Origin of the sequence: Burkholderia sp. S-53, assembly GCF_025560745.1 — a bacterium.
Lineage (GTDB): Bacteria > Pseudomonadota > Gammaproteobacteria > Burkholderiales > Burkholderiaceae > Burkholderia > Burkholderia pyrrocinia.
The window spans coordinates 2,208,245-2,220,808 of the sequence record NZ_CP090483.1 but is presented as its reverse complement, the minus strand read 5'-3'; the positions used below and the strand labels follow the sequence as shown (position 1 = coordinate 2,220,808).

General features: G+C 69.5%; 7 protein-coding genes. 3 read left to right on the top strand and 4 right to left on the bottom strand.

The window, feature by feature from the left end; all coding sequences use genetic code 11:
- Nucleotides 1–80 precede the first annotated feature (80 nt).
- The gene (locus LXM88_RS15225; protein WP_262532613.1) at nt 81–2,015 is read left to right on the top strand and encodes a SurA N-terminal domain-containing protein; all 1,935 of its coding nucleotides are present in this window, start codon (nt 81–83) and stop codon (nt 2,013–2,015) included.
- A gap of 75 nt (nt 2,016–2,090) precedes the next feature.
- Here the strand turns inward: LXM88_RS15225 and LXM88_RS15220 are convergent, their stop codons facing one another.
- Nucleotides 2,091–2,765 carry an arylesterase gene (locus LXM88_RS15220; protein ID WP_262532611.1) on the bottom strand — a complete coding sequence of 225 codons (675 nt, stop codon included), beginning with the start codon at nt 2,763–2,765 and terminating at the stop codon, nt 2,091–2,093.
- On the opposite strand from LXM88_RS15220, the gene LXM88_RS15215 reads away from it, so the two are divergent.
- Nucleotides 2,764–3,477 (top strand): ABC transporter ATP-binding protein, encoded by a 714-nt coding sequence (locus LXM88_RS15215; protein WP_047900927.1) that lies wholly within the window; start codon nt 2,764–2,766, stop codon nt 3,475–3,477. The two genes, LXM88_RS15220 and LXM88_RS15215, sit on opposite strands and share 2 nt — an antisense overlap.
- Nucleotides 3,478–3,537: 60 nt before the next feature.
- On the opposite strand, the gene pgi is transcribed toward LXM88_RS15215, so the two are convergent.
- From pgi to LXM88_RS15200, 3 genes are all read right to left on the bottom strand, one after another.
- Entirely contained in the window at nt 3,538–5,160 is a 1,623-nt protein-coding gene (gene pgi, locus LXM88_RS15210; protein ID WP_262532609.1) for a glucose-6-phosphate isomerase, read from the bottom strand.
- Between the two features lie 110 nt (nt 5,161–5,270).
- On the bottom strand, nt 5,271–6,815 hold the full coding sequence (locus LXM88_RS15205) for an NAD(P)H-hydrate dehydratase (RefSeq protein WP_262532607.1): 1,545 nt from the start codon (nt 6,813–6,815) through the stop codon (nt 5,271–5,273).
- Nucleotides 6,816–6,868: 53 nt separating this feature from the next.
- Nucleotides 6,869–8,170, bottom strand: a complete 1,302-nt coding sequence (locus LXM88_RS15200; RefSeq protein WP_262532605.1) for an FAD-dependent oxidoreductase — start codon at nt 8,168–8,170, stop codon at nt 6,869–6,871.
- A gap of 328 nt (nt 8,171–8,498) precedes the next feature.
- Between LXM88_RS15200 and purL the strand changes: the two genes are divergently transcribed.
- Nucleotides 8,499–12,563 carry a phosphoribosylformylglycinamidine synthase gene (gene purL, locus LXM88_RS15195; RefSeq protein WP_262532603.1) on the top strand — a complete coding sequence of 1,355 codons (4,065 nt, stop codon included), beginning with the start codon at nt 8,499–8,501 and terminating at the stop codon, nt 12,561–12,563.
- The last annotated feature ends 1 nt before the right edge of the window (nt 12,564 follow it).

The following is a 12,564-nucleotide window of genomic DNA, read 5'->3' as shown; positions in this document are numbered from 1 at the left end:
GCTCGCAGCGCATCTGCTTTTCTCCCGTCCCACCCCGTATGTTGTAATATCGGACGTTTTGTCCAATTTTCCCGTCACGCATGCTCGATTTCTTCCGTAATCACCAGCGCCTGATGATGGCGCTCCTGCTCCTGATCGTATTGCCGGGGCTGGGTTTCGTCGGGATCCAAGGCTTCCGCGGCTTCTTCGACGATAGTGCGAACGCCGCAGCGGTCAACGGGCACAAGATCACGCGGGTCGAATTCGACGGCGCGTTCCGTCAGCAGATCGACCAGGCGCGTCAGGCGCTCGGCGGGCAGTTCGACGTCAAGATGTTCGACACGCCCGAGCATCGCAAGCAGGTGCTCGACGGCCTGATCCAGCAACGCGTGCTGGCCGACGAAACGCAGCGTCTGCACCTGACCGCGTCCGACAATGCGGTGCGCGATGCACTGATGAGCGACCCGATGATCGCGTCGCTGAAGAAGCCCGACGGGTCGATCGACGTCGAGCGTTATGCGCAGCTGCTGTCGTTCCAGGGGATGACGCCCGAGCAGTACCAGGAGCGCGTGCGCTACAGCCTCGCGCTGCAGCAGATTCCGTCCAGCATCGTGTCGAGCGCGTTCACGCCGAAGAGCCTCGCGCAACGCCTGTCCGAACTCGCTGCGCAGCAGCGCGAAGTGCAGGCGCTCGTGCTGAAGACGAGCGACTTCGCATCGAAGGTCCAGCCGACCGACGCGCAGCTCGCCGCGTACTACGACGCGCACAAGCAGAGCTTCGCGACGCCGGAGACCGCGACGATCCAGTACCTCGTCTATTCGCCGGCCGCGGCGGCCGCAGGCGCGCAGCCGACCGATGCTGACGTCAAGAAGTTCTACGACGACAACCCGACGCACTTCCGCACCGAAGCGCAGGTTCGCGTGAGCCACATCTTCATCGCCGCGGCGGGCAGCGCAAGCGCGGCCGACAAGGCGGCAGCGAAGACGAAGGCCGAACAGGTGCTCGCCGACGTGAAGGCGCATCCGGACCAGTTCGCGCAGATCGCGCAGAAGAGCTCGCAGGACGCGCCGTCGGCTGCGAAGGGCGGCGACCTCGGCTTCATCACGCGCGGCTCGACGGCGGGCGGCAAGGCGTTCGACGATGCTGCGTTCGCACTCAAGCAGGGCGACGTGAGCGGTGTCGTGCAGTCGGATCTCGGCTTCCACATCCTGAAGGCGACCGAAGTGAAGCCGGCGGCCGTCAAGCCGTTCGCGGAAGTGAAGGACCAGATCGCGATCGACCTGAAGCAGCAGTACGCATCGAAGGCGTTCACGGACAACGCGGAAGGCTTCACGTCGACCGTCTACGAAAAGGCGAAGACGCTGCAGCCGGCTGCCGACAAGTACAAGCTGACGATCCAGACGGCCAGCGTCACGCCGACGCCGAATCCGCAACTGCCGCCGACGAGCCCGCTGAACAATCCGAAGTTCCTGGCCGCCGTGTTCGCGAACGACTCGGTGAAGAACCAGAACAACACGCAGGCGATCGACGTCGGCAACAACACGCTGATCTCGGCGCGCGTGACCGACTACAAGCCGGCCGCCGTGCCCGCGCTCGCTGCGATCAAGGACGTCGTGCGCCAGAAGGTCGTCGCCGAGCAGGCTGCGGCACTCGCGCAGAAGGACGGTGCGGCGAAGCTCGCCGAGTTGCAGAAGTCGAAGTCGGCCGACGGGTTCACGGCAGTGCAGAAGGTATCGCGCACGCAGTCGCAGGGCCTGACGCCGGCCGCGTTGAGCGCCGTCTACAAGGTCGATGCGAAGACGCTGCCGGCCTATGTCGGGGTCGATCTCGGCGCGGACGGCTACGCGATCTACCGCGTGAACGCGGTGATCCCGGGTACGGCGGTCGATCCGCAGCAACTGGCGGCCGCGCAGCAGCAGATGGCGCAGGTCGACGCGCAAAGCGAAGGCGAAGCGTATCTCGCCGCGCTGCGCGATCGCTCGAAGGTGAAGCTGTACGGGGCGGTGGCCAGCCCGTCGCAGGACGGCAGCAACTGAGCAGCGTTTCGAACGCAACAACAAAAAGCCCCGCGTCGAGCGGGGCTTTTTGTTTTCCGGCGCGGCGGTACGTCGTCAGCCGCGCGGCTTGCCGAGCAGCGGCTTCAGCGCCGGCCAGACGTTGTCGAGCAGAATGCCCTGTGCCTGCTGCGCGGGATGCATCTGGTCGGCCTGGAACATCTCGGGCTTGTTCTCGATGCCGGCCAGCAGGAACGGCACGAGCGGCACGCCGAGATCCTTCGACAACCGCGTATAGACGGCGTGGAACTTCTTCGTGTAGTCGGGGCCGTAATTGGGCGGCACGTACATGCCGACCAGCACGACCTTCGCCTGGGCGCGCCGCGCGCCGGCGATGATGTCGCGCAGGTTCTGCTCGGTCGTCGCGAGCGGCACGCCGCGCAGCGCATCGTTCGAACCGAGCTCGACGACGACGATCGAAGGCTTGAGCCGCTGCAGCACCGCCGGCAGCCGCGCGCGGCCGCCGCTCGTGGTGTCGCCGCTGACGCTGGCGTTCGCGACGCTATAATCGATTCGCTCGGTCGTGAGCCGCTGCCGCAGCAATGCAACCCAGCCCGTGTCGCGCGGCAGCCCGTATTCGGCCGACAGGCTGTCGCCGAGCACGACGATCACCGGCTGGCCCGATGTCGGGGCCGGCGCCGTCACGGCGCGTGCGGGCGCGGTTGCGGCCAGCAGCGTACCCAGCAGCGCGGCGAGCGCCGCGCGTCTTTTCCAGCGAAATGTCGTGTCCATGTTCAAGATTACCGATCCGATCATCGAAGTCCATGACGTGTGCAAGCGGGTCGCCGACGCAACGGGCGAGTTGACGATCCTCGACGGCATCACGCTCGCCGTGCGGCCGGGCAGCAGTCTCGCGATCGTCGGCGCGTCGGGGTCGGGCAAGTCGACGCTGCTCGGCCTGCTTGCGGGGTTGGACAGCGCGACGAGCGGCACGGTTCGCCTGCTCGGCCGCGCGCTCGATCAGCTCGACGAGGACGAGCGCGCCGCGTTGCGCAACGGCGCAGTCGGGTTCGTATTCCAGTCTTTCCAGTTGATGCCGCACCTGACGGCGCTCGAAAACGTGATGCTGCCGCTCGAATTGCGGGGCGGCATCAGCGCGCGCGATGCGGCCGATCGCGCACGGGCGCTGCTCGTGCAGGTCGGTCTCGGCGAACGTACCGCGCATTATCCGAAGCTGCTGTCGGGCGGCGAGCAGCAGCGCGTCGCGCTTGCGCGCGCGTTCGTCACGCGCCCGGCGATCCTGTTCGCCGACGAGCCGACCGGCAGCCTCGACGCGGCGACGGGGCACGCGGTCATCGACCTGATGTTCGAACTGAACCGCACGCACGGCGCCACGCTCGTGCTCGTCACGCACGATGCCGAACTCGCGCGCCGCTGCGCGACGACCGTGACGCTCGACACCGGGCGCATCGTCGAGCCGCACGCGGCGCAGCGCGGCGCCTGAATTTTTCTGCCAGCCGCGCGGGTTGCAGTGCGCGGCTGGCGTGCGCATGACGCCGTCGCGTCAGCGCTTGAGCGCCGCGCGGGCGCGTTCGATCAGCGCCGCGGTCGACGAGTCGTGCTTCGCGGGATCGGCCGACTCGGCCGACAGGTCGGCTTCGACGACCTTGCCGAGAATCTTGCCGAGCTCGACGCCCCACTGATCGAACGGATTGATGTCCCACACGGTCGCCTGCACAAGTACCTTGTGCTCGTAAAGCGCGATCAGCGCGCCGAGCGTGCGCGGCGTCAGCGCATCGACGAGCAGCGTCGTCGTCGGGCGGTTGCCGGGGAACGTCAGGTGCGGCGCGAGCGCTTCCTTGCCGGGCCCGGCGACCTCGCGCGCTTCGTCGAGCGTGCGGCCGAGCATCAGCGCCTCGCTCTGCGCGAAGCAGTTCGCGAGCAGCTTCGGGTGATGGCTCGCGAGCGGATGCTCGGGCGTCAGCACTGCGATGAAGTCGATCGGCACGATCGTCGGCCCCTGGTGCAGCATCTGGAAGAACGCGTGCTGACCGTTGGTGCCCGGCTCGCCCCACGTGACGGCCGACGTCGGGTAATCGACGAAGGTCCCATCCAGGCGTGCGGATTTGCCGTTGCTCTCCATTTCGAGCTGCTGCAGGTACGACGGCAGGTAGTGCAGCGCTTCCGAATACGGCGCGACGAGATAGCTCTGCGAGCCGAAGAAATTCCGGTACCAGATGCCGATCAGGCCGAGCAGCACCGGCAGGTTGCGTTCGAGCGGCGCTTCGCGGAAATGGCGGTCCATGTCGTTCGCGCCCGCCAGCAGTTCGTCGAACTGCTCGGGGCCGATCGCGATCATGATCGACAGGCCGACCGCCGACCACAGCGAATAGCGGCCACCGACCCAGTCCCACATTTCGAACACGTTGTCCGCGGCGATGCCGAACTTCACGACTTCGGCCGGGTTCGCCGACACGCCGACGAAGTGCTTCGCGAGCGCGTCCTCGGGGCAGCCGCGCGCGACGAACCAGTCGCGCAGCGAGCGTGCGTTCGTCATCGTCTCGAGCGTCGTGAAGGTCTTCGACACGATGATCGCGAGCGTTTCCTCGGGATCGACCTGCTCGAGCACGCGCGCGAGATCCGCGCCGTCGACGTTCGACACGAAGTGGGTCGAGATGTCAGGCGTCGCGACGTGATGCAGCGCATGCACGACCATCTTCGGCCCGAGATCGGAGCCGCCGATGCCGATGTTGATCACGTGGCGGATGCGCTTGCCCGTGTAGCCCGTCCACGTGCCGCTGCGCACGGCGCGCGCGAAGGTCGCCATCTTCGCGCGTTCGGCGCTCACCTGTGCGTGGAACGGCGCTTGCGGGTCGGTCGCGCGCAACGCGGTGTGCAACGCGGCGCGGCCTTCGGTCGGGTTGACGATCTCGCCCGCGAACATCGCGTCGCGGCGCGCTTCGACGCCTGCGTCGCGCGCAAGCTGCACGAGCAGGCGCAGCGTTTCGTCATTGATGCGGTTCTTCGAGAGATCGGCCGCGAGACCGCCGCCCGGGATCGTGAAGCGTTCGGCGCGGGTCGGCGCGCGGTCGTTTTCCGGCGCGAACCAGTCGCGCAGCCGGGCGTGGCGGATCTGTTCGAAGTGGGATTGAAGGGCAGTCCAGGCGGGGAGCGAATTCAGCGTCATGGCGGTTCGAGTGAAGCGTGAATCGGGAGGAATGCCGCGCCGGCTCATCGGGATCGGAAGGCCGGCGGACGAGGGGGCCGCCGTGCGGCGGGGCAGTCAGTATAGCGGCGTTATGTGTCGGCGCGCGGCGACGGATAAAAAAGGCGATTGATCAGCGTGCGCACCATCGGCGCGAGTTCGCCGGCCGTGAGCCCGGCCGGGCCGGTGCCGTGCGCGGTCAGCGTGTCGGCCGCGAGGCCGTGCAGGTAGACGCCCGCGAGCGCCGCTTCGTACGGCGCGACGCGCTGCGCGAGCAATGCGCCGATCAGGCCGCCGAGCACGTCGCCGGTGCCGCCGGTGGCGAGCGCCGCGTTGCCGGTCGGGTTGATCGTCACGCGGCCGTCGGGCGCCGCAATCACCGTGCCCGAGCCTTTCAGCACGACGATGGCCGCATGGCGCGCGGCGAGCGCTTGCGCGGCCGCGACGCGGTCGCGCTGCACCGTCGCCGTGTCGCTGCCGAGCAGCCGCGCGGCCTCGAGCGGGTGCGGGGTCAGCACGCAGGGATTGCCGCGCGCGCCGCGCGTGGCGACGGCGCCTGCGAGGTCCGCGTGCGTCGCCACGAGGTTCAGCGCGTCGGCATCGAGCAGCGTGGCGGCATCATGGGCGAGCACGTCGCGCACCAGCGTTGCCGCGGCCTCGCGCGTGCCGAGGCCGCAGCCGGCCGCGATCGCGGTCATTGCGCCGAGGTCGAGGCCGTCGGCCGGTTGCAGCATCAGTTCGGGGAACGGCGGGTCGTACGGCGGCGCGCCGGCGCCGAGGAAGCCGACGTGCACCTTGCCGGCGCCCGCGAACAGCGCGGCGCGCGCGGCCAGGATCGGCGCGCCGCACATGCCCGTGTCGCCGCCGAGCACCGCGAGGCTGCCGAACGTGCCCTTGTGGGACGCGAACGCGCGCGCGGGCAGGGCCGCGGCGAATCGCGCGGGCGTGTTCAGCACGATGGCCGGCGCGGCGGGCGGCGCGACGTCGAGCGACGCGATGTCGATCTCGCCCGCGAGGTCGCGACCGTCGCCCGTATAGAGGCCCGGCTTCGCGCCGATGAAGGTGAGCGTATGCGTGGCCGCGACAGCGACGCCCGCGCCGACGATCCGGCCCGTATCGCTGTCGAGGCCGCTCGGCACGTCGAGCGCGAGCACGCGGCCGCCGCTCCGTGCATGCGCGCCAATGCGCGCGGCCTGCTCGGCGAACGCGCCGCCGAACGCGCGGCCGAGACCGATGCCGAACAGCCCGTCGACGACCCATGCGTAACCGTCCAGCGACGCGGGCGGCGTGGCCGATAGCGGTACGCCGGCCGCGCGCGCGAGGCCGAGCGCCCATTGCGCGTCGTCCGGCTTGACCGGCACCGGCATCCACGCCTGCGTCGCGACGCCGAGTTGCTGGAGCTGCGCGGCGGCCACCAGCGCGTCGCCGCCGTTGTTGCCGGGGCCGACCGCGAACCACACGGGGCGCTCGTCGCCCGCGACGCGCTCGGACAGCCAGCGCGCGGCGGCGGCACCCGCACGGCCCATCAGCGTGTGCGGCGGCAGCGCCGCGGCCGCGTCGGCTTCGGCCGCACGCAAGTCGGCGACGCGCAGCAGCGCGATCGGAGCGGAATCGGGAAACGGGCGGGTAGCGGTCATCGCGGGATCGTGGCGGCTGGCAAGGATGCTGCCGCGGGACGATCCCGCGGCGGTCAGGTCGTGAAGCGCTCGGCGCGCAGCGCGGCGAGCGTGTCGGCGGGCCAGTGCTGCACGTCACCGCCCAGATAGTCGGTCACCACTTTAGCAGACCCGCACGCGAGCCCCCAGCCAGTCGGGCCGTGCCCGAAATTGACGAACACGCGCGGATGCGGGGTCGGACCCACGACGGGCAGGCCGTCCGGCGACAGCAGTTGCGTGCCTTGCCACGACAGCGCGGCCGAGATCCGGGCGGCGCCGGGCACCCAGTCGTGGACGGCCTGGCCGAGCAGCGCGAGCGCAGCCTCGGACAGCGGTTCGGCAAGCGGCTTCGCGGTGTCGGGCAGGCTTTGCAGCACGGCGCCGCCGCCGATGCGCAGTCGCTGGTGGGTGCGCGTGATCGAGATACGCTTGATCGAATCGACGACGCTCAGGTGCGGCGCGTGCTCTTCGTACGCGACCGGCGCGGTGAGCGTATGGACCCGCACCGGGTGCAGCGGCAGGCGCCAGCCGAGCCGGTCGAGCAGCGGCAGGCTGCCGGCGCCGGCGGCGACCACGATCGCGTCGGCGGAAATCACGTCGACCTCGTGTGCCTTCGCTGCGTTCCGGTGGCCGGACGGAACGAGTTCGACCGCAGTGCGGCCGGTGTCGACGCGAATCGCGGCAACGTCGGCGCCGAAGCGGAACTGCACGCCGTGCTCGTCGAGCGTCTGCTTGACCAGTTTGGCGAACAGCGGGCAGTTCCCGGTGCGCTCGGTCTCGAGCAGCACGCCGCCGGCGAAGCCGGGCTCGGCCGGCACCGACGGTTCGAGCGCCGCGCATTCGTCGGCGCTCAGCGTGCGGTACGGCTGGTCGAGCGTGCGCAGCAGGTCGAGCGCGGGCTGCATCGCTTCCCAGTCGCGCGGATCGCGCACGACGTGCAGGATGCCGGGCTTCTGTTCGAATTCGAGTTCGAGGCGCGCCTCGATGTCGGCGAGCGTGTCGCGCGACGCGTCGATCAGCGGGCGCAGCCGCGCGTACTGCGCGGCGAACACGTCGGGCTCGCGCAGCGCGGCGAGCTGCTTGACGAAGCGGCGCACGCCGCCGTTGAAGCCCGGCTTGTAAACGATGCCGCTGTCGCGCGGCTGGCGCTGGCGCATGAAGGTCGGGCCGAACCAGACGTCGAGCGGGCTCGGCAGCAGCGCGCCGCCGTCGCCGTAGGTCGCGCCTTGCGCGACGGTCGCGTGGCGTTCGACCACGCACACGCGATGGCCGGCCGCGCGCAACTGGTAGGCGGTGGCGACGCCGCTGATTCCGCCGCCGATGACGATGACATCCATGGATTGCTTCGATGACGGGCGGCGCGCACGCCACCCGGTGAGAATTCGCAGAGGGCCCCGGCCCGGTGAACCCGGAATGATAGCGCCAAAATCGCGGTAACCGGCGTCGGACGAGCGCGTACCGTGCGGCCGCGCCACGGCCGCCGGCTGCCGCGCCCGCGCGGGCCGGCCCGGCGGGTGGCCGTGCACGGCGCGCGCCGCGGCACCGTTGCGGTGCATGCGGACTACCGATCGGCCGGTTTTGGGCGACCGACTTCCGGGTATAATTACGGCCTTCCTTTCGCCCCACGTCGCCACCTTGCGCGACTCATCGACGTCAGTCCAGCCCATGGCTCACTTCTCGTGTTTTCCCGGCGCTTCGGCCCTCTCCGATTTCCGTCAAACCCGTCTGCTCGACACGCTCAGGCAAATCGACGCCAACATTGTCGCGGTGCGCGGCCAGTTCCTGCACTTCGTCAATGCGGCCGAGCCGCTGTCGGCCGACGACAGCGCGCGCATCGATGCGCTGATGCACTACGGCGCGCCGTTCGAGCCGGCGGCCGAGAAGGGGGCGGCCGAGACCTTCGTCGTGCTGCCGCGCTTCGGCACGGTCTCGCCGTGGGCGAGCAAGGCGACCGACATCGCGCAGCACTGCGGCCTCACGCAGGTGCGCCGCATCGAGCGCGGCGTCGAATTCACGGTCACGCTGAAGTCGGGCCTGCTCGGCGGCAAGAAGGCGCTGTCCGACGACGCGCGTGCGGCCGTCGCCGCCGCGCTGCATGACCGGATGACCGAAAGCGTGGTCGCCGCGCGCGACGACGCGAAGCACCTGTTCGACGAACTGCCGGCCAAGCCGCTCGCGAGCGTCGACGTGCTGGGCGTCGGCCGCGGCGCGCTCGAGCGCGCGAACGTCGAACTGGGCCTCGCGCTCGCCGACGACGAAATCGATTACCTGGTCGATGCGTTCCGCAAGCTCGAACGCAACCCGACCGACGTCGAACTGATGATGTTCGCGCAGGCGAACAGCGAGCACTGCCGCCACAAGATCTTCAACGCGCAGTGGACGATCGACGGCGAAGCGCAGGACATGTCGCTGTTCGCGATGATCCGCAACACCGAGAAGCTGAACCCGCAGGGCACGATCGTCGCGTATTCGGACAACTCGTCGATCATGGTCGGCGCCGAGGCCGAGCGCTGGTTCCCGCGCAACGCGGGCGCTGCCGGCGAGCCGGGCGAGCGTTATGGCCGCCACACCGAGCTCACGCACACGCTGATGAAGGTCGAGACGCACAACCACCCGACGGCGATCTCGCCGTTCCCGGGTGCGGCGACCGGCGCGGGCGGCGAGATCCGCGACGAAGGCGCGACGGGCCGCGGTGCGCGTCCGAAGGCCGGCCTCACGGGCTTCACCGTGTCGAACCTCGACCTGCCCGATGCACGCCAGTCGTGGGAGAACGCGCGCGACGCGGCGCAGCCGGTCGGCGAGCGCAACCCGAACGATGCGCACGGCCCGTACGGCCGCCCGGACCGCATCGCGTCGGCGCTGCAGATCATGATCGACGGCCCGCTCGGCGGCGCCGCGTTCAACAACGAATTCGGCCGCCCGAACCTCGGCGGTTATTTCCGCGTGTACGAGCAGAACGTCGACGGCCAGATGCGTGGTTATCACAAGCCGATCATGATCGCGGGCGGCCTCGGCAACATCGCGGATCAACATACGCACAAGCACGACGTGCCGGCAGGTTCGCTGCTGATCCAGATCGGCGGCCCCGGCATGCGGATCGGGATGGGCGGCGGCGCGGCGAGCTCGATGGCGACCGGCGCGAACACGGCCGAACTCGACTTCGACTCGGTGCAGCGCGGCAACCCCGAAATCGAGCGTCGCGCGCAGGAAGTGATCAACGGCTGCTGGCAGCTCGGCGCGGAAAACCCGATCCTGAGCATCCACGACGTCGGCGCGGGCGGCCTGTCGAACGCGTTCCCCGAGATCGTCGACGGCGCGGGCAAGGGCGCGCGCTTCGAACTGCGCAAGGTCGCGCTCGAGGAATCGGGCCTGTCGCCGCGCGAGATCTGGTCGAACGAGGCGCAGGAGCGCTACGTGCTCGCGATCGCGCCGGCCGACCTGCCGCGCTTCGAGGCGATCTGCGCGCGTGAACGCTGCCCGTTCGCGGTGGTCGGCGTTGCAACCGACGAGCGCGAGTTGCAGCTCGTCGACGCCGAAGCGACGGGTGCGGACGAATATCCGGTCGACATGCCGATGGAAGTGCTGCTCGGCAAGCCGCCGCGCATGCACCGCGACGTCGCACGCGTGGCGACCGAGCGCGCGCCGGTCGACGTGACGGGCATCGCGCTGTCGGAAGTCGCCGTCGACGTGCTGAAGCACCCGACGGTCGGCAGCAAGTCGTTCCTGATCACGATCGGCGACCGTTCGGTCGGCGGCACGTCGGTGCGCGACCAGATGGTCGGCCCGTGGCAAGTGCCGGTGGCCGACTGCGCGGTCACCGCGCTCGACTATGCGGGCTTCAAGGGCGAGGCGATGACGATGGCCGAGCGCACGCCGCTCGCGGTGATCGACGCGCCGGCATCGGGCCGCATGGCCGTCGGCGAAGCGATCACGAACATCGCGAGCGCGCCGATCGCGTCGCTCGACAAGCTGAAGCTGTCGGCGAACTGGATGGCCGCGTGCGGCACGGCCGGCGAGGACGCCGCGCTGTTCGACACGGTCAAGGCGATCGGCATGGAGCTGTGCCCGGCGCTCGGGATCGGCATCCCGGTCGGCAAGGACTCGCTGTCGATGAAGACGAAGTGGGACGAGCAGGGCGTCGCGAAGGAAGTGGTCTCGCCGGTGTCGCTGATCATCTCCGCGTTCGCGCCGGTCGAGGACGTGCGCCGTCACCTGACGCCGCAACTGCGCCGCGTCGCCGACGCGGGCGACAGCGTGCTGATCGCGATCGATCTCGGCCGCGGCAAGAACCGGATGGGCGGCAGCATCTTCGCGCAGGTCACGCAGCAGGTCGGCGACACGACGCCGGACGTCGACGATGCGGAAGACCTGAAGCGCTTCTTCAACGCGATCCAGTCGCTCAATGCACAGGACAAGCTGCTCGCGTACCACGACCGCTCGGACGGCGGCCTGTGGGCGACGGTGTGCGAAATGGCGTTTGCGGGCCACGCGGGCGTGTCGCTGAACGTCGACATGCTGACGCTCGACGAGAACCATGAGTCCGACTACGGCGACGCAAAGGACTGGGCGAAGCAGACGAGCGGCCGTCGCGACGATCGCACGCTGCGCGCGCTGTTCTCCGAGGAACTCGGCGCCGTCGTGCAGGTGCGCGCGGCCGACCGCGACGCGGTGCTCGGCGCGCTGCGCGAGTTCGGGCTGTCGGCGTGCTCGCACGTGATCGGCTCGGTCAACGACCGCGACGTGATCGAGGTGTACCGCGACGCGAAGAAGATCTTCGACGCGCCGCGCACCGAACTCCATCGCGCATGGGGCGAAGTGAGCTGGCGCATCGCGCGCCTGCGCGACAACCCCGCCTGCGCGGATGCCGAATACGACGCGCTGCTCGACGCGGCCGACCCGGGCATCTCGCCGGTGCTGAGCTTCGATCCGGCCGACGACATCGCCGCGCCGTTCATCGCGACCGGCGCGCGGCCGCGCGTCGCGATCCTGCGCGAGCAGGGCGTGAACTCGCATCTGGAAACGGCCTATGCGTTCGATCGTGCGGGCTTCGATGCGCACGACGTGCACATGAGCGACCTGCTTGCGGGCCGCGCAACGCTGGCCGATTTCGCCGGTGCGGTCGCGTGCGGTGGCTTCTCGTACGGCGACGTGCTCGGTGCGGGCGAAGGCTGGGCGAAGACGATCCGTTTCAACGCGAACCTCGCCGACATGTTCGCGGCGTTCTTCGCGCGTCCGGACACGTTCGCGCTCGGTATCTGCAACGGCTGCCAGATGTTGTCGAGTATCTCGTCGATGATTCCGGGCGCGGAAGCATGGCCGAAGTTCACGCGCAACAAGTCCGAGCAGTTCGAGGCGCGCTTCTCGTTCGTCGAAGTCGAGAAGTCGCCGTCGATCTTCTTCGCGGGGATGGAAGGCTCGCGGATCCCGGTCGCGGTCGCGCACGGCGAAGGTTATGCGGACTTCTCGCAGCAGGGCGATATCGATCGCGTCGCAGTCGCGATGCGTTTCGTCGATCACCGCGGCGAAGCGACCGAACGTTATCCGTTCAACCCGAACGGCTCGCCGGCCGGCATCACGTCGGTCACGACGGCCGACGGCCGCTTCTCGGTGCTGATGCCGCACATGGAGCGCGTGCACCGTACGGTCGCGATGAGCTGGCACCCGGAAGGCTGGGGTGAGGCGAGCCCGTGGATGCGCGTGTTCCGCAACGCGCGCCGGTGGATCGGCTGAT